The sequence below is a fragment of the Vreelandella sulfidaeris genome (genome assembly GCF_042429665.1).
In the GTDB taxonomy this organism is placed as follows: domain Bacteria; phylum Pseudomonadota; class Gammaproteobacteria; order Pseudomonadales; family Halomonadaceae; genus Vreelandella.
In genome coordinates, this window is the sequence record NZ_JBHMAC010000010.1 from 1,319,166 (window position 1) to 1,343,969 (window position 24,804).

At 50.4% G+C, this 24,804-nt stretch carries 19 protein-coding genes; 14 read left to right on the plus strand and 5 right to left on the minus strand.

From position 1 onward, the window contains the following. Positions 1 to 99 precede the first annotated feature (99 nt). Together ACFFLD_RS10925 and ACFFLD_RS10930 are read right to left on the minus strand one after the other, a co-directional pair. Positions 100 to 1,269 carry an isovaleryl-CoA dehydrogenase gene (locus tag ACFFLD_RS10925; RefSeq protein ID WP_386040045.1) on the minus strand — a complete coding sequence of 390 codons (1,170 nt, stop codon included), beginning with the start codon at positions 1,267 to 1,269 and terminating at the stop codon, positions 100 to 102. An 82-nt stretch (positions 1,270 to 1,351) separates the two neighbouring features. After that, entirely contained in the window at positions 1,352 to 1,804 is a 453-nt protein-coding gene (locus ACFFLD_RS10930; RefSeq protein ID WP_386040047.1) for a MerR family transcriptional regulator, read from the minus strand. 500 nt (positions 1,805 to 2,304) lie between these two features. Here ACFFLD_RS10930 and ACFFLD_RS10935 point away from each other — a divergent pair, with 500 nt between their 5' ends. The 9 genes from ACFFLD_RS10935 to ACFFLD_RS10975 all read left to right on the plus strand — a co-directional run bounded on the left by ACFFLD_RS10935 (position 2,305) and on the right by ACFFLD_RS10975 (position 11,379). Further along, positions 2,305 to 3,096, plus strand: coding sequence for an ABC transporter ATP-binding protein (locus tag ACFFLD_RS10935; RefSeq protein ID WP_386040049.1), 792 nt, complete (start codon positions 2,305 to 2,307; stop codon positions 3,094 to 3,096). Then, a complete protein-coding gene (locus ACFFLD_RS10940) occupies positions 3,093 to 3,836 on the plus strand; it encodes an ABC transporter ATP-binding protein (RefSeq protein WP_386040051.1) in 744 nt (247 codons plus the stop codon). Before ACFFLD_RS10935 ends, ACFFLD_RS10940 begins: the two co-directional genes overlap by 4 nt. Before the next feature lie 118 nt (positions 3,837 to 3,954). Beyond that, entirely contained in the window at positions 3,955 to 5,178 is a 1,224-nt protein-coding gene (locus ACFFLD_RS10945; RefSeq protein ID WP_386040053.1) for an ABC transporter substrate-binding protein, read from the plus strand. A gap of 82 nt (positions 5,179 to 5,260) precedes the next feature. Continuing rightward, a complete protein-coding gene (locus ACFFLD_RS10950) occupies positions 5,261 to 6,148 on the plus strand; it encodes a branched-chain amino acid ABC transporter permease (RefSeq protein WP_386040055.1) in 888 nt (295 codons plus the stop codon). Positions 6,149 to 6,150: 2 nt separating this feature from the next. Next, positions 6,151 to 7,143 carry a branched-chain amino acid ABC transporter permease gene (locus ACFFLD_RS10955; RefSeq protein ID WP_386040057.1) on the plus strand — a complete coding sequence of 331 codons (993 nt, stop codon included), beginning with the start codon at positions 6,151 to 6,153 and terminating at the stop codon, positions 7,141 to 7,143. Between the two features lie 239 nt (positions 7,144 to 7,382). Then, entirely contained in the window at positions 7,383 to 8,537 is a 1,155-nt protein-coding gene (locus ACFFLD_RS10960; RefSeq protein WP_386040059.1) for an acyl-CoA dehydrogenase family protein, read from the plus strand. Positions 8,538 to 8,597: 60 nt separating this feature from the next. Further along, positions 8,598 to 9,713, plus strand: coding sequence for an enoyl-CoA hydratase/isomerase family protein (locus ACFFLD_RS10965; protein WP_386040061.1), 1,116 nt, complete (start codon positions 8,598 to 8,600; stop codon positions 9,711 to 9,713). A gap of 48 nt (positions 9,714 to 9,761) precedes the next feature. Further along, entirely contained in the window at positions 9,762 to 10,661 is a 900-nt protein-coding gene (mmsB, locus tag ACFFLD_RS10970; protein WP_386040063.1) for a 3-hydroxyisobutyrate dehydrogenase, read from the plus strand. A 91-nt stretch (positions 10,662 to 10,752) separates the two neighbouring features. Further along, positions 10,753 to 11,379 carry a glutathione S-transferase family protein gene (locus tag ACFFLD_RS10975; RefSeq protein ID WP_386040065.1) on the plus strand — a complete coding sequence of 209 codons (627 nt, stop codon included), beginning with the start codon at positions 10,753 to 10,755 and terminating at the stop codon, positions 11,377 to 11,379. A 52-nt stretch (positions 11,380 to 11,431) separates the two neighbouring features. Here ACFFLD_RS10975 and ACFFLD_RS10980 read toward each other — a convergent pair whose 3' ends face one another. Next, complete coding sequence (locus ACFFLD_RS10980) at positions 11,432 to 12,358, minus strand: ketopantoate reductase family protein (RefSeq protein WP_386040067.1); 927 nt, start codon at positions 12,356 to 12,358, stop codon at positions 11,432 to 11,434. Between the two features lie 131 nt (positions 12,359 to 12,489). Here ACFFLD_RS10980 and ACFFLD_RS10985 point away from each other — a divergent pair, with 131 nt between their 5' ends. From ACFFLD_RS10985 to avs4, 3 genes are all read left to right on the plus strand, one after another. Then, a complete protein-coding gene (locus tag ACFFLD_RS10985) occupies positions 12,490 to 13,116 on the plus strand; it encodes a LysE family translocator (RefSeq protein ID WP_386040069.1) in 627 nt (208 codons plus the stop codon). Positions 13,117 to 13,940: 824 nt separating this feature from the next. Next, the gene (locus ACFFLD_RS10990; protein ID WP_386040071.1) at positions 13,941 to 14,618 is read left to right on the plus strand and encodes a hypothetical protein; all 678 of its coding nucleotides are present in this window, start codon (positions 13,941 to 13,943) and stop codon (positions 14,616 to 14,618) included. Positions 14,619 to 14,745: 127 nt separating this feature from the next. After that, positions 14,746 to 19,467, plus strand: a complete 4,722-nt coding sequence (avs4, locus tag ACFFLD_RS10995) for an AVAST type 4 anti-phage nuclease Avs4 (protein ID WP_386040073.1) — start codon at positions 14,746 to 14,748, stop codon at positions 19,465 to 19,467. A gap of 500 nt (positions 19,468 to 19,967) precedes the next feature. Here the strand turns inward: avs4 and ACFFLD_RS11000 are convergent, their stop codons facing one another. After that, positions 19,968 to 20,501, minus strand: a complete 534-nt coding sequence (locus ACFFLD_RS11000; RefSeq protein ID WP_386040075.1) for an invasion associated locus B family protein — start codon at positions 20,499 to 20,501, stop codon at positions 19,968 to 19,970. A 236-nt stretch (positions 20,502 to 20,737) separates the two neighbouring features. Then, a complete protein-coding gene (locus ACFFLD_RS11005) occupies positions 20,738 to 22,042 on the minus strand; it encodes a hypothetical protein (RefSeq protein ID WP_386040077.1) in 1,305 nt (434 codons plus the stop codon). Between the two features lie 744 nt (positions 22,043 to 22,786). On the opposite strand from ACFFLD_RS11005, the gene ACFFLD_RS11010 reads away from it, so the two are divergent. Both ACFFLD_RS11010 and ACFFLD_RS11015 read left to right on the plus strand, forming a co-directional pair. After that, positions 22,787 to 23,683 (plus strand): hypothetical protein, encoded by an 897-nt coding sequence (locus ACFFLD_RS11010; RefSeq protein ID WP_386040079.1) that lies wholly within the window; start codon positions 22,787 to 22,789, stop codon positions 23,681 to 23,683. A gap of 101 nt (positions 23,684 to 23,784) precedes the next feature. Continuing rightward, on the plus strand, positions 23,785 to 24,771 hold the full coding sequence (locus ACFFLD_RS11015) for an AraC family transcriptional regulator (protein WP_386040082.1): 987 nt from the start codon (positions 23,785 to 23,787) through the stop codon (positions 24,769 to 24,771). Positions 24,772 to 24,804 lie beyond the last annotated feature (33 nt).

Consider the following 24,804-nt stretch of genomic DNA (forward strand, 5'->3'; position numbering starts at 1 on the left):
GACTGTTATTAAAAACTGTTATCAAAAACCGTTATTAAAAACCGTCATTAAAGACTGTCGTTATGGACTGTTCTTCTCGATGATCGTTATAGACGGTCGTTAATGGGTTTCATTGAAGAGTTCACGACCAATCAGCATCCGCCGAATCTCGCTGGTGCCTGCGCCAATTTCATACAGCTTGGCATCGCGCAGTAGGCGCCCAGTGGGATACTCATTGATATAACCATTGCCGCCGAGAAGCTGAATCGCGTCCAGCGCCACCTGAGTGGCTTTCTCGGCGCAATAAAGAATCACGCCAGCGGCGTCTTTACGCGAGGTCTGGCCGCGGTCACAGGCACCGGCGACCGCATACAAATAGGCGCGACAGGCATTGAGAGTGGTGTACATATCGGCCACTTTGCCCTGTACCAGTTGGAACTCGCCAATCGACTGGTTGAACTGTTTACGTTCATGGATATAGGGCAACACCACATCAATCGCGGCCTGCATAATGCCAATGGGGCCTGCCGCCAACACGGTGCGCTCATAGTCCAGGCCGCTCATCAAAACGCGAACACCTTTGCCTTCTTCGCCAAGAATGTTTTCAGCGGGCACGGCGCAGTCCTGGAACACCAGCTCACAGGTGTTGGAGCCGCGCATCCCAAGCTTGTCGAGCTTTTGGGCGGTGGAGAAACCGGGCATGCCTTTTTCGATAATAAACGCGGTAATGCCTTTGGAGCCGGCGTCCGGGTCGGTCTTGGCGTAAACCACCAGAACATCCGCATCGGGTCCGTTGGTGATCCACATCTTGTTACCGTTCAGCACGTAGTGGTCGCCATCGCGCTTGGCGCGCAACTGCATCGAGACCACATCGGACCCGGCACCAGGCTCCGACATGGCGAGCGCGCCCACATGGTCGCCACTGATCAGCTTGGGCAGGTATTTCGCTTTCTGCTCGGCGGAGGCGTTGATCTTGATCTGGTTGACGCACAGGTTGGAGTGGGCGCCATAAGACAGCGCGACCGACGCACTGGCGCGGGAGATCTCTTCCATGGCAATACAGTGAGCCAGATAGCCCATCCCGCTACCGCCATCTTCTTCAGAGACGGTAATGCCCAAAAGCCCCATATCGCCAAACTTCTTCCATAATTCGTTTGGAAACTCGTTGCTTTGGTCGATCTCGGCAGCGCGGGGGGCAATCTCGCTGGCCGCAAAGGCATTGACCTGCTCACGCAGCATGTTCAGTTCGTCATCGAGGCCAAAATTGAGTTCTGAGTAGTGTGAAAACATGGTCAATCACCTGTTGTTATCTGGTTCGGTCAGGGTCGAAGGGCTAGTTGGCCCCGCTGGCGTTATTAATAAGTGACGCTAATCAGTGCATGGTGGCTGAAGAGGAAGAGAGCGCTTGCTTGGTTTTTCCCGGTTGCTCTTCTTCCTGTTGTTTTTCGAGTAGCTCTTCCAGTGCTTGGCGGCAGCGAATCTCGGCGCTTTCAAGTTCAAGCTGCACCATCGTGATGTCTTTCATCTGCTGATCGAGCGCCGCCCGGCGTTCGGCTATCTTGCTGAGCATTAAATGCAGCTGCTTTTTACTTCCACTGCGGGTCTCATCCCACAACTCAAACAACTCACGAATCTCAGCGAGTGAAAACCCCAGCCGCTTACCACGAATGGTGAGCTTGAGCCGCACCCGGTCTTTACTGCTGTAAACACGGGTTTGCCCACGGCGAGTGGGGTGCAGTAACTCCTGGTCTTCATAAAAGCGAATGCTGCGCGTGGTTAGATCAAACTCGTTGGCCAGTTCGCTAATGGAGTAGGTTTTGCTCATGATCGATATTCTCTTAAAAGGCGCGATATTCTCTTAAAAGGCATTGTTTCTAAGACACGGTTCCTAAGACATAGCTCCTAAGACATAGCTCCTAAGTCATGGCTCCTAAGACACGACTCCTAAGAAATAGCTTTTAAGACATACCTTCTATGGAACACTGCCACTGAGGCTAAAACAAGTTTACGTTAACGTAAAGTTATAATTGCTAGCAGTTGAAAATCGTTGAATGTCATTAAGTAACTATTTTTATTGGTATTACTAAACATTTTAAAGGTGGGTTTTGTTATCGATAGACCAAAGTTGTAATTGTATTGCCATAGCGAGAGTTGCTAGTTTGCACGTACACCTTACGTTCAGGTAAGGCAGTGGCAAGCGTCTGCGCTACTTCCTCACTACCTGCCATAGAGCCAGCACGACAACAGTCAGTACTTCAATAGTCAGTACTGCAACAGTCAGAACTACAACGGTCAGAACTACAACAACAAGAGGCTTGCCACTCTATGAGTGCAAACGATGTCCTTACCGGACCTGTCCTCGAAACCCGAGGGCTAACCAAAGAGTTTCGTGGGTTTACCGCGGTGGATGATGTCAATCTTCAGGTGCAGGAAGGGCATATTCACGCGCTGATTGGCCCTAACGGGGCGGGTAAAACCACCGTCTTCAACCTGCTGACCAAATTTTTGCCGCCAACGCGTGGCGATATTCTCTATCGCGGCAGCTCTATCACGAATAAAAAATCCAATGAAATAGCCCGCCTGGGCTTGGTTCGCTCGTTTCAGATTTCCGCCGTGTTTGCCCATATGACCGCGCTGGAAAACGTTCGGGTAGCGCTACAGCGCACGCTGGGTACGTCGTTTCACTTCTGGAAGTCCGAGAAGTCGTTGGAGCATCTTAATGAGCGCGCGCTTGAACTACTGGAAGAAGTAGGTCTGCGTGAATACGCCGATACATTGACCGTGGAAATGCCCTATGGCCGTAAACGGGCGCTTGAACTCGCCACGACATTGGCGCTAGAGCCCAAAATGATGTTGCTGGATGAACCGACTCAGGGCATGGGCGCTGAAGACGTGGATCGAATCGTCGCGTTGATCAAGCGCGTCTCGAAAGGCCGTACGGTGTTGATGGTGGAGCATAACCTAAGCGTGGTAAGCCGTTTGTGTGACCGCATTACGGTACTGGCGAGGGGCTCGGTATTGGCAGAAGGGGATTATGACAGCGTATCCCGGAATCCGTTGGTGCGCGAAGCCTACATGGGCAGCGAAGCCGCCGAAGAAGAGGGGGCGACGGTATGATGCCTGAGCAAGCGCAAGCGCCTATCGAGAACACGCAAAGCCTGGAAATGTTACGCGTGCAGGACATGCACGCCTTTTACGGCGAATCGCATATTTTGCACGGCGTTAATTTTGATGTGAAACGCGGCGAGCTGGTGACGTTGCTCGGCCGTAACGGCGCTGGCCGCAGCACAACGCTGAAAGCGATCATGAACATGGTCGGGCGGCGTACGGGTTCTATCGTGATTAACGGCAATGAAACCCTGTCCATGAAACCCCACCATATTCCGCGCTTAGGGATTGGTTACTGTCCTGAAGAGCGCGGCATTTTTTCCAGTCTGGATGTGCATGAAAACCTGTTGCTTCCGCCGACGGTGCGTTCAGGCGGCATGAGTCTCGACGAAATCTATGCCATGTTCCCCAACCTTTACGAGCGGCGCAAAAGCCAGGGGACCCGGCTTTCCGGCGGCGAGCAGCAAATGTTGGCGATGGCGCGCATTTTGCGCACTGGCGCTCGCATGCTGTTGCTAGATGAAATTACCGAGGGGCTGGCGCCGGTCATTGTGCAAAAGCTCGGGGAGGTGTTGGTTCAGCTTAAAGAGCGCGGTATGACCATCGTGCTGGTTGAGCAGAACTTTCGTTTTGCAGCACCGTTAGCGGATCGCCACTTCGTGATGGATCACGGTCAAATTGTCGAGGAAATCAGCGCCGCGCAGCTGCCGTCGCGCCGGGAACACCTTAATTCCATGCTCGGGGTATAACGCATTCGCGTCACTTGCCTCGTTTCGGTGAGCTCGCCCATCAACCAGTAGTCGTAACCATTACCGTTAGTTGCACGTCGATATACAACAACAAAGGCCCCAGGGCCAGGAGACGATCATGACCTTTATGAAAAAAACGTTGACCACCAGCATCGCGATTGCGGCCGCCTCTAGCCTGGCGGTGTCGGCCGCCCAGGCGGAGATGAGCAATGATGAAGTGCGTATTGGCTACCTGGCCGATATGTCCGGTACCTATCGTGACCTGGCTGGTCCAGGCGGGCTAACCGCCATGGAGATGGCGGTGGCCGATTTTGGTGGCAGCGTCAACGGCGCGCCGGTGGTGATTTTTAGTGCGGATGATCGTAATAGTGCCGACGTGGGTGCGAACACGGTACGCGGCTGGATCGACCAGAATAATGTCGACATGGTAGGCGGGCTGGTGGCTTCATCGGTGACCATTGCCGTTACCAATGTTCTGAAAGAAAACAATGGCCTGGGCATTGTGTCCGGCTCCGCAGCGTCAAGCATTACTAACGAACACTGCACGCCTAATCATATTCATTGGGTCTACGATACTTACCCGCTCGCCAACGGTACCGCCAAAGCGGTGGTGGAGCAGGGTGGCGATACATGGTTCATGCTGACCGCCGACTATGCCTTCGGTCATGCCTTGGAAGCAGACGTGACTAGCGTTGTGCAGGCCAATGGTGGTGAGGTGGTCGGCGGGGTTCGTCATCCTTTCCCGACCAATGATTTCTCCTCCTATATTCTTCAGGCGCAAGGCTCGGGCGCTAAAATTGTGGGTTTGGCGAACGCTGGTTCTGACACTGTTAACGCCATCACTACCGCCAGCCAGTTTGGCTTAACCCAATCCGGCCAGCAGCTGGCGGGCCTGTTGATCTTCCTGAATGACGTGCATGCGCTTGGCCTGGAAGCCACCCAGAACCTGCTGCTGACCACCGGCTGGTACTGGGATATGGACGAGCAGTCTCGGGAGTGGGCGCAGCGCTATTACGATGAAGTCGGTCGGATGCCGACCATGGTCCAGGCCGGTATCTATTCCAGCACCATGCATTATTTGAAAGCCGTAGAGGCCGCTGGCACCGACGACCCTGAAACCGTTCGCGCCCAAATGGCCGATATGCCCATCGACGACTTCTTCGCCCGTAACGGTCGTATTCGTGAAGACGGCCGTATGGTCCACGATATGTATCTGGCCCAGGTGAAGACCCCTGAAGAGTCTACCGGTGAGTGGGATCTTTACGAAATCCTGAGCACCATTCCCGCCGAAGAAGCCTACCGTCCGCTCTCTGAAAGCCAGTGTGAGCTAGTGCAGAACTAAGTAGTAGAGCAACCACAAATAGCAGGTGAATTGGCTGGCGGCATCGCGCCGCTAGCCAAGGGATGGCGAGGAGAGTGGTGTTATGACGATGATATTCGGCGTGCCCTTGGCCGTGTTCATGGGGCAGCTCATGCTGGGCCTTGTGAATGGTGCCTTTTATGCGCTGCTTAGTCTGGGCCTGGCGGTCATCTTCGGCCTGTTGAAGATCGTCAACTTTGCCCATGGGGCGCAATATATGTTGGGGGCCTTCGTTGCACTGTTAGGCTTTCGATATTTAGGCATTAACTACTGGCTAGCGCTCGTGTTGGTGCCCTTGGTGGTGGGTGCGTTTGGGGTGCTGCTTGAGCGCTTTTTGCTGCGTCGAATCGCCCATCTGGACCACCTATACGGGTTGCTGCTGACGTTTGGTTTAGCGCTTATCTTTGAAGGCACGCTGGTCAATTTCTTTGGGGTGTCCGGCGCACGCTATCCGACCCCCGAAATTTTGCAGGGTGGTCTGAACCTCGGTTTCATGTTCTTGCCCACCTACCGCGCCTGGGTGCTGGTGGCGGCACTGGCGATGTGTCTATTCACTTGGTTCATGATCGAGCGCACACGACTGGGCGCTTACCTGCGCGCAGGGACTGAAAACTCGCAATTAATGCAGGCCTTTGGCGTCAACGTACCGCTGTTGATCACGCTTACCTATGGTTTTGGGGTTGGCCTGGCAGCGTTTGCGGGTGTGCTGGCGGCGCCGCTTTATCCGGTGTCACCCACCATGGGCTCAAGCCTGTTGATCGTGGTGTTTGCGGTGGTGGTCATCGGGGGCATGGGCTCCATTTTAGGCGCCATTATCACCGGCCTGGCAATGGGTATCATCGAAGGGCTGACCAAGGTGTATTACCCCGAAGCCTCTAATACGGTGATCTTTCTGGTCATGATCCTTGTGCTCATGTTGCGCCCTGCTGGGCTATTTGGAAAGGAGGCATAAGCATGGCGGAATCTCAATCTATGGCAATGCCATCAGCGGTTCGTGAGCGTCAAAAACGCGCTGCGTTTCGCCGCAATATGTTTTATCTGGCGCTGATCGTGGTGGGGCTGGTGGCGCCATTTCTGGCCTACCCTGTGTTCTTGATGAAAGTGCTCTGTTTTGCTTTGTTTGCCTGTGCATTCAACCTGTTGCTTGGCTATGCGGGGCTGTTGTCGTTCGGGCATGCGGCATTTCTGGCCACTGGTGGCTATGTGACCGGCTACCTGTTGGCGAGCTACCCTGGGCTAACGCCGGAGCTGGGTATTATTGCCGGTACCTTGTTGGCCACGTTGTTAGGAGTGCTGTTTGGAGTGCTCTCCATTCGCCGCCAGGGTATCTACTTTGCCATGGTGACGCTGGCGATCGCCCAACTGGTGTACTTCATGTTTGTGCAGTCACCGTTTACCGGCGGGGAGGATGGCCTGCATGGTGTGCCGCGTGGTGAGCTGTTTGGGATGATCGACCTGAGTAGCAATCTAGCGATGTACTATTTTGTGTTCGCGATATTCATCGCCGGCTTTGCCCTCATTCAGCGCACCGTGCATTCACCATTTGGGCAGGTGCTTAAAGCGATTCGTGAAAACGAGCCGCGTGCGGTATCGCTCGGCTATAACACCGATGCCTACAAGCTGGTGGCGTTTGTTATTTCGGCGGGCTTGGCGGGCCTGGCTGGCTCCACTAAAACCGTGGTCTTTCAATTGGCCTCTCTGACTGATGCCCACTGGCATATGTCGGGCGAAGTGATCTTGATGACACTACTGGGCGGCGTGGGCACCTTGCTTGGCCCGTTAATGGGCGCTGGCATCGTGGTTAGCCTGCAGCACTTGCTGGCGCAGTCGCCGTTGGGTAACTGGGTTAGCGTCATTCTGGGCATCATTTTTGTACTCTGTGTGCTCAGCTTTCGCAGCGGGATTATTGGCGAGCTGGACAAGATGTATCGCAAGAACTTCAAGTAATTTCGTCGCTGTTTTTACCTCCCTTTCTTTCCGATGTTGGGCGCCGCTAGGCGCCCTTTTTTATAGTGGTTGGATTGTTGGTCGCTAACGTCCGTGGGTGAATGGTGCTTACACGGTATCTACACCTAAGGTCGCAGCCGCTCGGTTGTTGATTATGAATGAGTAAGTCGTTAAGTTAACGTAAACGTCAATTATAACGAATAGCAGCCGGTGCATACGTGCATCAGCGGAGAGCCGCCATGAATTTTGAACTCAATGAAGACCAGGTCGCCTTTGCCGATATGGCGCGGGCGTTTGCCGAAAACGAATTAGAGCCCCACGCCGCCGAATGGGACCAAACGGCATTTTTTCCTGTCGATGTTATTCGAAAAGCGGGCGAGCTGGGGTTTTGCTCACTGTATGCCCCGGAAAGCGTCGGTGGCCTGGGGCTTTCGCGGTTGGATGCCAGCATCATTTTTGAGCAGCTCTCCATGGGCTGCACCTCTACCACGGCGTACCTGACCATTCACAACATGGTGACCTGGATGCTGGCGGACTTCGGAACGCCGGAGGCGGTCGCGCAGTGGGGCGAAAAGCTGGCGACGGGCGAGCTGCTTGGTTCGTACTGCTTGACCGAGCCCAATGCGGGTTCAGATGCGGCCTCGCTGAAAACCACCGCCAAGCGCGAGGGTGATGATTACCTGCTGACCGGCAGCAAGATGTTCATTTCCGGCGCTGGCAGCACTGATTTTCTGGTGGTAATGGCGCGCACGGGAGGTGAGGGCGCAGGTGGTGTGTCGGCGTTTGCCGTGGATGCCAAAAGTGAGGGCATCAGCTACGGACGCAAAGAGGAAAAGATGGGCTGGAATAGCCAGCCCACCCGGATGGTCACTTTTGAAGACTTGCGGGTGCCCGCTAGCCATTTATTAGGTAATGAAGGCGACGGCTTCAAGATCGCCATGAAAGGCCTGGATGGTGGACGGATCAATATTGCCACTTGCTCGATCGGAACCGCTCAGCAGGCAATCAATAAAGCCCGTGAGTATATGCGTGAGCGCAAACAGTTTGGTAAACACCTGGCCGAGTTCCAGGCGCTCCAGTTCCGCCTGGCCGATATGGTGACGGAACTGGTTGCCGCACGGCAACTGGTGCGCATGGCGGCCACTAAGCTGGATGCTGGCCACGCCGACGCCCCCACCTATTGCGCCATGGCCAAGCGGTTCGCCACCGATGTAGGCTTTAAGGTGTGCGACGAAGCGCTTCAACTTTATGGCGGTAACGGCTATATCAAGGAGTACCCCATGGAGCGCTACGTGCGTGATACCCGGGTACACCGGATTTTGGAAGGTACTAACGAGATCATGCGCCTGATTATCTCCCGCCGGGTGCTGGCAGACGGCGCCACCGAGCTTTAGATAAAAGGCGTCAGCCGGGTTGATAAACCGGGTCGATAAATCGATGGATAAGGATTGCCCATGAGCAGTGTAGTGTTTACCGAACACCCAACGAGCGATGGCCATGTCATTGCCGAGATCAAACTCGATGCCGAGCGTTCGCTCAATGCGTTAACGCTTGAAATGTGTGAAGAGATCCTGCCGCGCCTTGACGCCTGGGAAACAGACCAGCGGGTAGTCGCCATTCTGCTCGACAGCGCAGGCGATAAAGCCTTTTGTGCCGGCGGTGATGTCGTGAACCTGTATAAAGCGATTACCGGCGAAGGCGACCCGAGTTTCCCCGAGCGCTTTTTTGAAACCGAGTATCGGCTCGATTACCTTTTACACACCTATTCCAAACCGGTGATCTGCTGGGGCAGCGGCATCGTCATGGGCGGCGGCATGGGGCTACTCAGTGCCAGCAGCCATCGCGTTGTCACGGAAACCTCGCGACTGGCAATGCCCGAAGTCACCATCGGCCTTTACCCTGATGTGGGAGCCAGCTGGTTCTTGAACCGCCTACCCAACGGAACAGGGCGGTTCTTGGCGATGACCGGCAGCCAGATCAATGCGCCGGATGCCGTGCACCTTGGCCTGGCCGACCGCTGCATTGCCAGCCACCACCGTGATGCCTTGCTTCAGCAGTTGACCGACGCCAGTTGGGGAAAAGGGCAGGACACCGATGCCAATGGGGTGGTCAACCGCCTGATGCGTGAGCTTGAGCAAACCTCGCAGCCTGCGTTTGCCGAGCTGGACGCGCCGGTTTACCAACATACCAGCCTTATCCGCGAGCTGACTGACCACGATAGCGTCGAGCAGATCGTGGAAGCCATCGCCAATGTGAAAAGTGACAACAAGTGGTTTAACAAAGCCCAGACCACGCTGGCCCATGGTAGCCCCGTTTCCATCAAATTGATCGATGAGCAGTTAACCCGCGCCAGGCACATGTCGTTGGCGGAGGTGTTCCAGTTTGAACTGGCGCTGTCGGTGCAGTGCTGCCGCCACCGCGAATTTCCCGAAGGCGTGCGCGCACTGCTGGTGGATAAAGACAGCCAACCAGCGTGGACCTACCCGGATGTTGCCTCGGTCGAGCAGCACTTTATCGATGAGCTATTAGCAGCCCCCTGGGATAAGAACCCGCTGGCGGACCTCCATTAACAGCGAAACAGTTTCACTCTTAACAAACCTATAATAAGGACAAAAACTATGACTACCGTCGCGTTTATCGGATTGGGCAACATGGGCGGCCCGATGGCTGCCAACCTGGCCAAGGCAGGCTTTAACGTCCGCGCGTTTGACCTTTCTCAAGAGGTGCTTGAAACCGCAAAAGCCAACGGCTGCGAAGTAGCCGGCTCCGCCCGTGAAGCGGCTACCGATGCGGATGTTGTCATCTCCATGCTGCCTGCGGGCAAGCACGTGCGTGGGCTTTATGTAGAGGGCGAAACGCCGCTGTTTGAGGTGATCAAGCAAGGGGCGCTGGCGATCGATTGCTCGACCATTGACGCTGACACCGCCAGGAGTGTGGCCGAGGCTGGCGAGCAAAAGGGCATCGGCTTTGTCGATGCGCCGGTATCCGGCGGCGTGGGTGGTGCCAAGGCGGGCACGCTGACGTTTATTGTGGGCGGCTCTGAAGCGCAGTTCGAGCAGGCCAGGCCGGTACTGGAAGCAATGGGCAAAAACATCTTCCACGCCGGTGACCATGGCGCGGGGCAAGTAGCCAAGGTATGCAACAACATGCTGCTCTCGATCTTGATGGCGGGCACCTGCGAGGCGATCAACATGGGGGTTAAAAACGGCCTTGACCCTGCGGTGCTGTCAGACATTATGAAACAGAGCTCGGGCGGCAACTGGGCGCTGAATGTGTATAACCCTTACCCAGGCGTGATGGAAAATGCACCGGCTTCCAACGACTACCAGGGAGGCTTCCAGGTGAACCTGATGATCAAGGACCTGGGGCTCGCCATGGATGTCAGCCAGCAAAGCGCTTCGGCCGTGCCCATGGGCTCAGCCGCCCGCGCCCTGTTCACCCTGCATAAAGCCAATGGTAACGGCAAACGGGATTTCTCGAGTTTGATGCAGTTTTATCAGGATAAAGAAGGGCAGTAGAGAGCAGAGTTGGCGGAGTTGGCTGGCTTGCCAGCCAACTCCGCGAGAGGCAAACTCGGGTTCTTCACGCTAGCCACCAACAAGGATTGCCATGATTACGCTGTGGGGTCGCAACAACTCAACCAACGTCAAGAAAGTGCTGTGGGTACTGAGTGAACTGGAACTGCCTTTTGAGCAGGTTCAGGCCGGGCGGGAGCACGGGGTCAACGATACGCCGGAGTATCTGACGATGAACCCCAACGGGCTGGTGCCGCTGCTAAAAGACGACGCGACCAACAGCGTACTGTGGGAATCCAATACCATTATTCGCTACTTAGCCGCGCAGTACGGCCAGGGCAAATTATGGATTGCTGATCCCGTGGCACGCGCCCAGGCGGAAAAATGGATGGACTGGTCGAACAGTACGCTTTCACCGGCGCACCGGGTCATTTTAATGGGCTACATAAGAACCCCCGAAGCCGAGCGCGACAGCGCCGCTATTGAAGCGGGCATGCAGGCGTGTGAAAAGCTCTTTGAGCTAATGGACAACGCCCTTGTCGAGCAGGCCTATTTTTCTGGCGACACATTTGGACTGGGCGATATTGCCGTTGCCCCCTTCATCTACAACCTGTGGAACGTAGGGTTGACCTGGCAGCCGCGCCCCCACCTGGAGCGCTGGTACCAGCAGATCGCAGAACGCCCCAGTTATCCGAAAGTGGTGATGATTCCGGTGACCTAGCAGTGAGGGCCTAGCGGTTATGACTTAGCAATGAGGGCTTAGCAGTAGCAACTTAACACCTATAGCGTATTTCCAGCGCCGCAATGTCGTCATCAAGTGACTGTAAGACCTCGCTTGGCACACCGTTGCGCTGGGCGCTTGCTATCATCGGCCCCAAAATCGCCCCACGCTCGGTGGGGCGTTTTGCCTCGACATCCTGCAACATCGACGCCTTGTTGTTCGCGGTGTTCTCCACCACTTTCCACACTAACGACAACCACGCTTTTTCGCCTTGCTGCCCCTCTGGTGGGGCAATGCCTTCAGCCTGCATAATCGCCGCGATTTCCCTCACTGCGCTTTCAACGCGGTGGGCGTATGCCTCATTACGCAGTTCACCGTTACGCACCCCAAGCAACGCCACCAGCGGATTAATCGCCGCGTTCACCGCGAGCTTCTGCCATAGGCGGCTGCGAATATCGCTTACCGCCAAAGTGGCAAGCCCCGACTGAGTTAACGTAGCCGCTAGTGCTTCTGCCAACGTTTCATGCCGGTTATGCAAATCGCCCACTAATGTTTGCCCACGCCCCGCATGCACCACTTCATCATCACTCGTTAGGTAAGCGCCTTCAGTAGTGCTGGCGCACAACACCGGCCCCGGCCATGTTTCCGCCAACCGTGGCTGAGCCAAAAAACCGTTTTGCCACAGCACCAGCGGGGTAGTGGGGGGGATGACATCGGCAATGCTTCCAAGCGCCGCCTCCGCCGCCATCGCTTTGGTGGTGATATGGACAAAGGCAGGCGAAGCGCTGGTGTCAGCGGCCAACTGATCCGGGGTAAATATAGAAAGATCCTGTATCCGCTGTTCACCTTCGGGTGTGGTGATTGTTTGCTGTGCAGGCAAGGCCCGGCGGCCAATTAACGAGACAGCAGCTACCGGCGATAGCGAATGGGCCAACAAGCGGCCAATGGCCCCAGGGCCGAGTATCCAGTGTGAAGACATAGCAACTACGTTAATTGTGGTGATGGTGGATAGTCAGGATGACAGAAAACGTTAATAAACCACTAGCGGAATACGCCACCACCTGTAAAGCTTATGCTAACTTAGCCTTAACCACTTGGTAGGTAGCGCCCATGTCTATTAATACCTGGTTTGCCTTTGCCCTCGCATCCGTCGCTTTGCTCGCGATCCCTGGGCCGACGATATTAACCGTGGTCAGTTACTCTATCGCCCAAGGTAGGCGCGCGAATATTCCACTTGTCGCTGCTGTGGCATTGGGTGATTCAACAGCGCTACTCTTTTCACTACTGGGCCTGGGAGCGGTGCTAGCCACCTCCGCATTCTGGTTCACCGTTATCAAATGGATTGGCGGTTTATATCTGCTCTATATGGGCATAAAGCTGTTACGTGCCGGTCTATCATCGTTGCAGCCAGTAACTCCGGCCGTCTCAGGTTCGCGCTGGAAGCTCTTCACCAATACCTATCTCGTTGCTGCTCTCAACCCGAAGGGCATCATCTTCTTTGTCGCCTTCTTACCGCAATTCGTTAACCCAAGTGCTGATGCAGGGAAGCAGCTCTGGATTCTTGCCATTACGTTCGTCGCGTTGGCAACGCTTAGTGCCACCCTCTACGCCGTGTTCGCTTCGTCGGTGCGTAAGGTACTTGCATCACGCCGCGCGCAGCGACGGTTTAACTTTGTTGGTGGAACGTTACTTTCTTCGGCGGGTATGTGGGCGTTGCTTGCCAAGCGGCCTGCGTGAGCAAAGGGCGGGCTACTTGTAGTAGTTAACGCCGCTTCCCACGCTAATAAAATGGCTGCATTTATGGCGCAGGTATCGGCAGACCCCAGTTTCAACACGTGTACTGTACCTATTGGTAAAGGCGAGTTACTGGCAATACGGTGCAGTAGTTAAAGGACAGCCTCTATCGCAGCTTGGCTTAGTTAAAAAGTCACTCTAGCTGACCACAAAAGCGAATGCGCCAACAGGCGGCCAATGGCCCCAGCCCCAAGGGTCCAGAGTTTAGACGCCATAAAGTACATTACTCAGCAGCAGTGATGTAATCATCCTGCTTACCGTGCCCATTGCTAGACAATGACGGTGGGGGGGGGAAGCATGAGAAAAGTGGCTAAGGTCTAATGACCGTAATCACCATAGTCTGCTAGCTTGATGATTAAGGGAAGTTTGAAAAATTAGAGTGATGGGTAAGAAAAGCATAATGGGTTGTTGGGGTAAGGAAGGGTGCTTGAGGCCGCTTTCGACCCAAAGCGGCCATCCGCAGAATAGGAGCCCCTGGCTCACAATGCGTTTTTTTCTGGTCAGTTCTGTAACGTGAAGGCTTGTATTGTCGGAGGTTAATCTTGCAAATGCATATAAAACAATTGCTTATGACCAGAACTTTTATGCTTATGCGCAATTTTCAGAGACTGGTGATAATGTTAACGCGCATGCGTATTTTTCTAACGAGCCTTACGAGGAAAAAATATTATTTACCCCTTTTCTATCAGTAGATTAGATGCATTTTGGCAAGGTGGGGCTTCCCAGAAAAACGCGCATGCGCATGAATAAAACTGTTAGGCTCTATCATGGAACTCGTACAAGCATCTACACATCTACTTAATAGTAGTCCCCTAAAAGGAATTTCTAGGGGGCTTATTTATTACGTTCATACAGGAAGGAATGCTTGGCATAGTACATGGGTAACTCAGTATACAAACGGCTGTATGCACACTACTTTCCAATCTGCTAAAGAATACGCTGAGAAGAGAAGAACTAGAGGAACTGTATTTTATATCAAGCAATTACCCTGCTTAATATTTCGTAGTCAAAACACCTGTATATTGGTAACTGAAATCAACAACAGAAACCCTCTATCCGGCTACTCTCCGGATGCAACAACCGATGACGCAGCTTATGGGCTAAATAAGATAGAAGGAGCGCTTAATAACTATTTGAAGATTGGCGCCCCAATCAATGGTGTAGCAATGTCGTTTCTTCCAATTAGTCGGTTTTGGAATGTGAGGCCAGGCCCAAGAGATTCAGTAATTATTCTATCGTCCAAGAACCCGGCGCTGTCGGTAGAAAAAGTTTCCAGCGATAGCTTATTAGCATATAAATCTTACTCTAATGGCGGCAGCTATTATCTTGGCTGGTCTGGCATAGAATCAGATATAAAGAGGCTGTCAATATTGCTACTATATCGAAAAGCAAAGCCTAACAAATCAAGCAAGAAGGGTGCGCAAAAAACACGCGCCTCTTCTTGAGGCGTTATACGGCAACGCACGAGCATCTGATTTTGAACCAAAGCGAGATTATATTGCCTCCCGAAAGCCCCTAATAATCTTGCAGATGATATCGATTTAATACCAGTAAAACTCAATAAAAGAGAAAATGAAATTGATTAAAACTGATTGGAATATATTTAAAGCAAAGTTTTCAGCAAATCCACAAAATGCATTTGAGTGGATGTGTTATCTCCTTTTTTGCAATGAATTTAGCGTGAAAACTGGCATTTTTCGCTATAAAAACCAATCGGCAATAGAAACCAATCCGATTTCCTCAAATGGAGTTAATGTTGGTTGGCAAGCTAAATTTTATGACGCCGCATTATCTAGCCACAAAAATGACATACTAGATACGATTACAAAAGCGAAACGTGACTACCCCGATTTAAATAAAATAATTTTTTACACAAATTCAGAGTGGGGGCAAAACCAAGGAAAAGAACCACAAGGAAAAATAGAAGCAGAACAAAAAGCAAAGGCAAACAACTTAGAAATTGAATGGAGATGCTGTAGCTTTTTCGAATCGCCGTTTGTTGTCGATGATTGTAGCCGGATCACTTCGTACTTCTTCACTCAATCTGATAATTTATTTGGGCTTTTGGAGTCGTTTGAGTCTCATACAGGTGCAATTCTGGATGATATTGAAACTGCTATAACCTTTGGCGACGAATATGTTTCAATCAATCGCTCTAATATTATATCTGAAATTGAAAAGTCAGATAATAGCGCTTTAATTATAAGTGGCGAAGGCGGCACAGGAAAGACAGCTCTAATAAAAGAGCTTTATAGCAATAAAGGGGGGAATGATGCCTTTTATGTCCATAAGGCGACGGAGTTTTCTGTTAGCAACTTGAATGAGTTCTTGTCGGGTGTTTTTTTAAAGGATTTTATTGAAGCGCATGAAGGAGTTAACAATAAAACAGTTGTCATTGATTCTGCGGAACACTTAATTGCACTAGAAAATACTGATCCTATTAAAGAGTACCTAGCCAGCTTAACCAAAGCCGGATGGAGCGTTTGGTTTACCACGAGAAATACCTACCTAGATGATTTGATTTTTCAGCTATATGAAGTGTACAAAATTAGCTTTAAGCAGGTGCATCTTGAGAATCTAAATGAAGATATATTATTTGAACTTGCTAAAAAGCATGATTTTGTCATTCCTGATGATAAAAAGCTCAAAGCGCTCATATTGACTCCATTTTATCTCAGGGAGTATTTAAGGCGATATCAGGATAACAAGGGTGCAAGCTACTTTGAGTTCAAAGAGTCGTTATGGCCAAGAGTCATTGCGAAAAGATCACCTCAACGAGAACGTTTTTTTATACATCTTGCTGAAGAAAGAGCTAATTCAGGAAAATTTTTCGTTATTCCAGATGCTAGCTACTCAAATGAAACGGCAGAAAAGGCATTAGTTTCCGATGGAATAATTAGTTATGAGTCTACTCGCGGATATTTTATTACTCATGATATATATGAAGAATGGGCGCTCGATAAATTCGTTGAGAGTAATTTTTTATCCTCAGAAAATGCCGAAATATTTTTTAACAGAATACAACAGTCTTTGCCCATAAGACGCATCTTCAGACGGTGGTTATCAGAGAAACTTAGCTCGACCCATGAAGACGTTAGTCATCTTATCGTAGAAACCTTATCGTCTCGCAATATATCTAATTTGTGGAAGGATGAGGTGTTAGTTTCTATGCTTCTATCCGACTATTCCGATTACTTTTTTAAGATCAACAAAGATTTGCTGTTAGAAGACGAATTTAGGCTTCTTAAACGGATATGCTTGTTGATACGAATAGGATGCAAAGAGATAGATAATGGCTTTTTTGATAGACTTGGAGTGAGAGCTCCAGATATTTTATCAATGGAATATGTAATAACCAAGCCGAAAGGAAACGGGTGGAAATCGCTTATCAAGTTCATCAATGAAAATCTTGAAAAGATAGGTGTTAATAATCTCAATTTTGTATTGCCCACCCTCTACGACTGGAACAGCCACAACAAGTCTGGTGACGCAACTAAATATTCCAGCCTAATTGCATTATCATTTTACAAATCGGTAATCGAAGACAACGTCTATATTAGGGATGATGGTTTTTCCAGGGAGTTAATCTTCACCATTTTGTATGGGGTAGGTGAAATTAAAAGTGAACTTGAAACTATCATCGATGAAATTATTCTAAAAAATTGGAAGCGACATAACGATCCATATCATCTAATGAGTGAATTCATTTTAACAAAAATGGAATGCTTTAATGTTGCTATGGAAATTCCGGAAAAAGTGATCGCTCTAGCCAAATGCCTTTGGGTGTATGAACCACCAGAAGACGACGATTATTTTTATGGTTCAAGGCTAGAGATAGATCATGAATTTGGTGTTGAGAATGGACATCAAGACTACTATCCCGCCAGTGCTTATCAAACGCCCATATACGCCCTGCTGCAAACCAATTTAGAATTAACATTAAACTTCATTACCGACCTAATAAGTTTTGCTTCAAAAAAATATGCAGAATCCAGACTTGATAAGGGCCAGGTTGAAACAGCAACATTATTACTAGATGATGGGAAGAAAATTGATCTACCTATTTCAAATCGTCTTTGGTGCATGTACCGAGGAACACAGGTAAACCCTGATTTACTTGAATCAATGTTAATGTCTTTAGAACGCTTCTTTCTTGATAGAGGAAAAAATACCAAATCTGAAACACTGGAATTTTATCTAAATTATATCCTGACAAGATCTGAATCTTCTGCGCTCGTGGCTGTTGTTGCAAGTATAGTATGTGCTTTTCACGAGAAAACATTTAATGTGGCAAAAACTCTATTCAGGACAAAAGAATTTTTCTTCTATGACACATCTAGAATGATGTTGGATCAAACACATAAAACTCAACTTGCTTCGCTCAAAAATTTTAGCATCAACCGGATGAATGAGCTTCATGAGAATGAAAGGATAAGTGCCTGCGATCAAAAACATCGAAAAAATTCACTAGAAAATATAGCGCTTCAGTATCAGTTTTTTAGGACAGAAGAAGTGAGCGAAGATGAATCTGAGAAAAGGCTTCGAGAGATTTGGGATATTTGGGATATTCACTACAAAAACTTACCGGAGAAAGAACTAGAAAATCATCGCGATAAAACTTGGCGTCTATACTTAGCCCGTATGGACAAAAGGAAAATGTCGCCTAAAACCAAAGAAGTTGAAAATGGCATAACAATTGATTTCAATCCGGAAATTGATCCAGAGCTTAGAGAATATAGTGAAAGATCTCAGCGAGAAGCGAGCAAGCTTTTTACTCATTCCGGTTTAAAGATTTGGGCCGATAGTAGGCTCTATAATAGAGATGACTACAAAAAATATGAGTCTTATGAAAATGATCCATTGACTGCTTTGAGTGAGGCAAAAGAAATATGGAATCAACTTTCAGAAGGCAACGTGACGGAGGAATTACAGTTTGATCGAGCTACGCCATCGTATGTATGCGCCGTGCTATTGCGGGACTTTAAAGGAAAGTTAGATAGAACAGAGCTTGAATTTTGCAAGGAAGTCATATTTGGATACGCAAATATTGTTAACAATGATGATTACATGCACCAGATCGGAGATGGTCTTGTTCCTGCGTTATTTGTACTCCCAAGATTGATAGAAGATTTTCCGGAAGAAAGACTAACTATCAAGTTGCTATTAATCAAAGCACTAATGAGGCATGATCCAATAACGATGATGGGAGTGGACAGGATAAATTCAGTAGCCATTCAAGCTGTTCAGTACTTATGGAAGAATGAGCCAGAGTTCATGAATTCGCTGTACATTGGGTATGTGGTAATCGCTCAAAAACATAGAGACGTTCAGGATCGTTTAAGAAAAGAGGCATATAAGCAGCACAAATATGAAATTGATAACAATGACTTTGAACGGGAGTTATTGAAAGAATTAGAGAGTGTAGTAAAGAGTGTCGAAGATGAAACCATAACGGAATCCGCAGTAGACAATATTGAAAGCATAGATAACGACATATTGATAACTACTTTTCAGTTGGCGCCATTAGATGGCGAACACATGAAACCAGCGCCCTTTGTTGAGGAGATTATTAATATAATTTCACAGCAATTGCTTTCATGTGATAGAGAAGAACGTCTTGACTATGCTTTCAGACATGAATTTTCAAAGCACTATGCCCGCTTTATCCTTCATCTAAGCAATGGCGAGAAAGATAAATATCTTAAAAATTTTACAGATAATTTCACCTTGAGTGAAGGTGTGGCAGATTTGTTAAATGAATTTGTTAGCGCTGAAGACTCATTGAATATGCCGGATTCTTTTTGGTATGTTTGGAACCAATTTAAAGGCCATATCGTTGATTCAATAAATAGCCAAGGTTGGCGACATGATAAAGAGCGTATAATCGAAACCTTTTTATTTGGAAGAGTGCCTTGGAATGATGAAGCAGTGACATGGCATACATTTTCACCGGAGAATAGAGCTTTTTTTAGTGATTTAAGCTGTAAGATAGGTGGGGAATCATCTTTTATATATAGCATCTGTAAACTCCTATGTGGCATAGGAAGTGAGTTTTTAGATGATGGTATTTATTGGATCAGTCATGCAATAAAGACCTTTGATATCGACTTATCAAAAGATAAATCAGGAAACACGCTATTTTTCTTGGAAAGATATATGAGAAGATACCTATTCAAAAATCATGACAAAGTTAAACGAACACCAAGTTTGCGGGCTCAGTCAATGGTGGTTCTGGATTTCCTGGTTGAGCAATATTCAATTACTGGTTATCTCCTAAGAGAAGATGTAGCTTAGCTAAAAATATTGTGGCCGATGTTTACCGAAAAACCAAAGGCCAAAATCAAATACGAAGAATATATTATTTGTAGTTTGTGTCGCTCCTATCAATATGCTGATAAATGGCGACAGGTTCACGTGCCGTATAACAAGGTGCTCCACGCGGAAAAATTACTCGCTGCGCTCCCAATTTTCCGGTGAGCAAGGCGTTATATCAACCCTACCTAAAAGACCGCTCATGGCCGTTAGCTGTCGTATCTAACCATTAGACCGCTCCGCTCAATAATACGCTCTACTCAGTGCCAGCGAAGCATTCTCTTTGACCGAAGGCGTCTGAATAAAAATGCTTTCTAGCTAACGTGTCGTCTGTGGCTCAGACAAACGTGACGAAATGCTACGTGGTAGGGCGCAGTTTTGCATTGAAGCCACTGCAGCAGGCGCAAATGAAAGCCTGCTGACAGGGTTGGGTAGGCGTGCCGGCCCTTGTGGGCCGGCTTTGTCGGGGAATGTTGCTAAGGCTAGGGAGCGATGCGGGTACTGGCGTCGGTAAAGCCGATCAGTGAAATGTCCAGGTCCATGCGGTCACCGCGTGGGCCAATCATGCTGAGGGTTGCCGAAGTGCCACTGCGGAGCTGCTGCAACATCGACGCCTCAATGGGGGCGTCAGCACGGCAGCCTTCCTCAAAGCAGATCTGATAAGGGAACTGGATAGGCTCCCCGTTATCGACACTCAATTGCAAGCCCGGAGCCAGACGTACCCCCAGCGGCACGAAGAAACTCATCACGGGATCATCGATCTGGGGCGGGTAGTCGAGAATTACCTGCATCAAGGGCTGGTTGCTGTCAGGTTGAGTGATCAATTGCGACATCGCACACGGCGTCGGGCCCTGTGTATTACGCTCGCAACGGACTTCCCAATCCTGAAAAGACTCGGTAGTGACATTACTACCGGAAGCCGCGCCCGGTTGTTGTTGGCTGAAGGCGGTGGGTGAAAAAACCAAGAGCGATAATAGCCCCATCTTGCATAGGTGTTGAGTAAGAGTGCGTGGCATTGATGTAACCTCTTGTTGGTTCAATGATGGTGCATAATAGCTACCATGCCTGCTTGTTCGCTAGAGGTCGAGCTATTTGGGGTAGGTGTCGCACTACAGATTACCTCACCCATGTATCTGGCCGCCAAATACAGTCATGTTTCTGAGATTGCTCGCACACTTGAAACGCGACACCCGTAAAAAGCCCCACTCCGGCAGAAACGGGGCATAGCATGCAAAGCGGTTGAAAAAATGGTTTAGAAATTGAAGCCGAAATTGGTTTGCACGCTGGTGTGCCAATCATTATCGGTCGGTGAACCGAAGTAACCGAGCGCATTCTTGTTAGAGACAATGCTGAACCAGGCGTAATACGGGCCAGCCGTCACCTTCATGCCGAGGTCGTTGAGCATCGGGTCGTCGACATCACCGAAACCACCATTGAGCGGGGAGTAATCGCCGTTCGGGCTGATATAGCTGAAATCGTTGTAGAAGTAGAGATTGTCGATAGCACCCCAGTCGACATCCATGCTGTAGCCCAGATTGGCTGAATACATTTGACCTTCGGCGGGGATCAGGTAGTTAAAGTTGAAGGCGCCGATTTGAATGACATCGTCGGAAATGCCGCTGACTGATTCATCCGGATTTTCGGCGTCGTACTCGTAGGCAGTAACTTGAAACTGCGTATACCAGGATCCATAGCTACCGTTCAGGCCCACGGCGGCTTGCCAGCTGCTACCGCTATCGTTGGTCTGCTGATTGTAGAGCTGACCGCCCTTGGCCGAAACGTTGACTTCGGTTGTGTAGTCGGTGCCATGGCCGAAGGTATAGGCGACACGGCTGGCAACCTGGTTTTCTTCTGAGTTGCCTTGAGCGCTGCTTCCCACCGGGTTGGCACCGTAATGCTCGTTGCCATCACCCAATTGGTCGCTCTTGAAGAAGGCCAATGAGGTGTCCCAGGCGCCTTGGGTATGATCCCAGGTGATACCCGCGTTCTGGTTGTCGTTGAAACCGGCAAGGTAAGGCAGGCTGCCGTACCAGCCCAGGTAACCGTAATCCATGTTGCCGAACGGTGTCTGAATCAGGCCCACTTTGACAGTGTCGTTATCGCTGGCTTGATAGCCCATCCATCCCTTTTTGAGGAACTGGTAGCCATCGTAGAAGCGATATTCTAACGAGTACAAGAAGTCGTCGTGTTGTCCGTCAACGCCCAGTACGAACTTGCCGAAGTTCATGTCGCCGCCGGTGTCCTTGTCGACGTCATCCCAATCGTTATAAACCCCTTTCAACTGTAGAGTGCCGCTGAATTGGGAGTTCTGGACCGACTCCAGCAACGAGCGGTTTTCTTCGGCGAGCTCACGCGTTTGCGCGACCTCCTGGCTTTCTGCCGCTTCAGACGATTGCGCTTCGAGCTGCTGTTCCATGCGCTCGACTTGAGCTCGCAGAGCGTCTAACTGGCGCTGCATGGCCGCTGTGTCTTGCTGCGCTAATGCCGGGCCAGCAAATGCCATTGTGCCGCTAACGCCCATGGCAAAGCCGACGGTCTTGAATGATCGCTGTATCATTTATCTCACCTTTGTTTTTAAGTTATAAATCGGGTTTTGTTTTTTGTTATAAATTTAATGTAGCAAAAAAGGGCGTTTAATAAAAAAAAGGTAATTAAACAAAGTGATTAAAAAAGTAATTAAAATAAGTGATTTAAAAAGACGCAAAGCCGATTAAGTCACGGCATCTTTCTCGTACCATCAGCGCTCAGTGCTAACAAAGTGATTAACGAGGTGCCAGTGACCGTTGCCCCCAAACTAACAGCATGAATTTGATGAGATTTCCAGCGGCACCTTCTCTCACTGGCGCAGTAAGTACACGGGCCTGAACGTGCCAACCAAGGTCAACGAGCGTGGACAATGGACTTCGTCTCTGAACAGCTCGCTTAATTAACTGCCGCCCGCTGAATACACTCAAAAGGCGGCATAATGAGGAGAATTTCATTGAGCCGATGGTACTAACCTGGGGGAAAGGTCACTACCTACCTATACTGCAATGATCACCCTCCAATATCTCGGTTCAGAAACTGCATAATGCGAGGTTTTGACATGAAATCTCAGCTTTCCATTACTGTCTTTGTATCCGCATTCATTTACCTATGCATGTCATCACCGGTTGCTGCTCAATCGACGCTCCACGTGTGTCATAGCGGTGGACCCAGGGTGTTGGCCGTGGTTTACGAGACGTACAACGGCCTACTTCAGAATTACAGGGTAAGTGGGTGGCACATATTGGAGGATCGAGGCTGTTATCGAGAATGGCTTATGGGGCGAGACATACGCTCTTTTGCCTTTGCCGCCATTAACGACAACGATCAGCTCGTCCATCTCCCATTCGATTTCAATTTAGCCAGATCAAGCTTCCCGGGTAGCGTGAATGCTATCTGCATTCCGGTAACTGCAAATTTTTCGGCCTTCGAGGAAAGCTCATCACGAAAATCTGACGTGACCCCGCCATGCCGCGATGGCCATATACCGCTCACCACTTCATTCAGTATTCGTGGTGGCACGGATGAATCAACGATGCGGATGAATGTGCCCGGTGTGGTGCATCTTCCTCCGCCCGATCAGGGGTATGCTCGCGTTTGGGATGAAACCTTCGGGCAAGCACTGATAGAGAAACAGGAAGAAGAGCGCCGCAAACTGGCAGAAGAGCAACGGGAGCAGGCAGAACGAGCAGCATCACTGGCGAGAGAAGAGGAGCGACGCCAGAAAAAAATGCGTTTCGAAGCTAATGCTGAGAGATTGGGAGCGCTTGCAGATGCGCGACAAGTACCTGTTGAGGAAACGATCAAGCTCTTTTCGGACCCTGAGTACGGGTGCGAGGGGCTTGGAGATGCGCTGCAAACCGTCAATGGATTTTCCGATGTGGAGATATCTCAATTCTGCTCAGTGCTTGATCAAATCTTAACAGAAGCAGAATCACAGCCCTCATCGGACCTGATAAATGAGTTGAAAGAGGATGCGTGGGATGTCGGTGGACTACTATGGCCAGATATCAAAATCTGCAGTTATCTCTATGCTTATGAATTCACTACTATTTTACTGGATAAAAGAAAAGATGACCTAGAGGCCAGTGACTCCAAGGATGACACGTTGGAGAAAATGCGCTCATTAGCCGCTGAGGTTGTCGGCTTTCCCGTTGCTACTGCCTTGCCATGAAGAAATTGCCCAAGAAGCTGCAAAAAAACTTCGTAAGCTTCTGGTGTAATGAAACGTCTGTTTGTCTGCCCTTAAGCCTGCGGAGCGAGTGAGGTAAGGATGTGATCGACCACGATTTTCTTTCCGAAATGCTGCGCAGCGTTCGTTTGTCCGGCGCGGTGTTCTTTGAGGTAGACGCAGCAGCGCCGTGGGTGGCGGCAGCGCCGCCCAAAGAAAAAATTGCGCAGACAGTGGTATCTGGCGCGCAGCACGTGATCGAATACCACGTCATTGTCGAAGGCAACTGCTGGACTAGGCTTACCAATCCCGACAGCCAACCGATCAAGCTGGGGCCAGGAAGCGTGGTGGTATTTCCGCACGGCGATACGCACGTCCTGGCCAGCGATCCAGACCTTGATGCGGAGCCGAACCTCGCTGCGTTCGATGAGGTCGCGCGTGGGCGCTCGCTGCCGTTCCACATTGACTTTCGGGACGGTGAAGTTGGAACCACTCGGCTCCTTTGTGGCTTCCTCGGCTGTGATGTGGCACCTTTCAATCCGCTGATCTCGGCGCTCCCTCGGGTCATCCATGTACCTAATGGCTACGACAGTGGCGATGGATTTCTTGGGCATATGATCGGCGCCGCTGCGCGCGAGACGCAAGCGACTGACGCTGGCAGCGGTGGGGTTCTGGTGAAGCTGAGCGAACTCATCTTCATAGAGGTAATCCGGAGGCACGCGGCTTCCATGCCTTTAGATGCGGATGGCTGGCTCGCCGGTCTGCGCGATCCAGCGGTAGGTCGAGCGTTGCGCCTGTTGCACCGCGATTGCGCCCACGACTGGACGGTTGCAGAACTAGCACGTGAGGCGGGAATGTCGCGCACTATTCTTTCTGAGCGATTCACCACGCTACTGGGCATGCCCCCCATGACCTATCTAACGAGTTGGCGGATGCAGCGAGCGGCAAGTCTGCTTAGTGCAGGTACGGCCACGCTCGCCCAAATTACGGACGCGATCGGCTATGAATCCGAGGCCTCGTTCAGCCGTGCCTTCAAGCGGATGACCGGCCTGTCGCCGATGCACTGGCGGCAAAAAGCGCGGCTTCGCTGACTGTCCTGAAAGTTCGCGTCGCCGAGATTATTC

Excerpts from the sequence above, each read along its gene's own strand:
- ACFFLD_RS10925 (WP_386040045.1), bottom strand. The coding sequence starts at position 1,269 with ATGTTTTCACACTACTCAGAACTCAATTTTGGCCTCGATGACGAACTG.
- ACFFLD_RS10930 (WP_386040047.1), bottom strand. The coding sequence starts at position 1,804 with ATGAGCAAAACCTACTCCATTAGCGAACTGGCCAACGAGTTTGATCTA.
- ACFFLD_RS10935 (WP_386040049.1), top strand. The coding sequence starts at position 2,305 with ATGAGTGCAAACGATGTCCTTACCGGACCTGTCCTCGAAACCCGAGGG.
- ACFFLD_RS10940 (WP_386040051.1), top strand. The coding sequence starts at position 3,093 with ATGATGCCTGAGCAAGCGCAAGCGCCTATCGAGAACACGCAAAGCCTG.
- ACFFLD_RS10945 (WP_386040053.1), top strand. The coding sequence starts at position 3,955 with ATGACCTTTATGAAAAAAACGTTGACCACCAGCATCGCGATTGCGGCC.
- ACFFLD_RS10950 (WP_386040055.1), top strand. The coding sequence starts at position 5,261 with ATGACGATGATATTCGGCGTGCCCTTGGCCGTGTTCATGGGGCAGCTC.
- ACFFLD_RS10955 (WP_386040057.1), top strand. The coding sequence starts at position 6,151 with ATGGCGGAATCTCAATCTATGGCAATGCCATCAGCGGTTCGTGAGCGT.
- ACFFLD_RS10960 (WP_386040059.1), top strand. The coding sequence starts at position 7,383 with ATGAATTTTGAACTCAATGAAGACCAGGTCGCCTTTGCCGATATGGCG.
- ACFFLD_RS10965 (WP_386040061.1), top strand. The coding sequence starts at position 8,598 with ATGAGCAGTGTAGTGTTTACCGAACACCCAACGAGCGATGGCCATGTC.
- mmsB (WP_386040063.1), top strand. The coding sequence starts at position 9,762 with ATGACTACCGTCGCGTTTATCGGATTGGGCAACATGGGCGGCCCGATG.
- ACFFLD_RS10975 (WP_386040065.1), top strand. The coding sequence starts at position 10,753 with ATGATTACGCTGTGGGGTCGCAACAACTCAACCAACGTCAAGAAAGTG.
- ACFFLD_RS10980 (WP_386040067.1), bottom strand. The coding sequence starts at position 12,358 with ATGTCTTCACACTGGATACTCGGCCCTGGGGCCATTGGCCGCTTGTTG.
- ACFFLD_RS10985 (WP_386040069.1), top strand. The coding sequence starts at position 12,490 with ATGTCTATTAATACCTGGTTTGCCTTTGCCCTCGCATCCGTCGCTTTG.
- ACFFLD_RS10990 (WP_386040071.1), top strand. The coding sequence starts at position 13,941 with ATGGAACTCGTACAAGCATCTACACATCTACTTAATAGTAGTCCCCTA.
- avs4 (WP_386040073.1), top strand. The coding sequence starts at position 14,746 with ATGAAATTGATTAAAACTGATTGGAATATATTTAAAGCAAAGTTTTCA.
- ACFFLD_RS11000 (WP_386040075.1), bottom strand. The coding sequence starts at position 20,501 with ATGCCACGCACTCTTACTCAACACCTATGCAAGATGGGGCTATTATCG.
- ACFFLD_RS11005 (WP_386040077.1), bottom strand. The coding sequence starts at position 22,042 with ATGATACAGCGATCATTCAAGACCGTCGGCTTTGCCATGGGCGTTAGC.
- ACFFLD_RS11010 (WP_386040079.1), top strand. The coding sequence starts at position 22,787 with ATGGGGCGAGACATACGCTCTTTTGCCTTTGCCGCCATTAACGACAAC.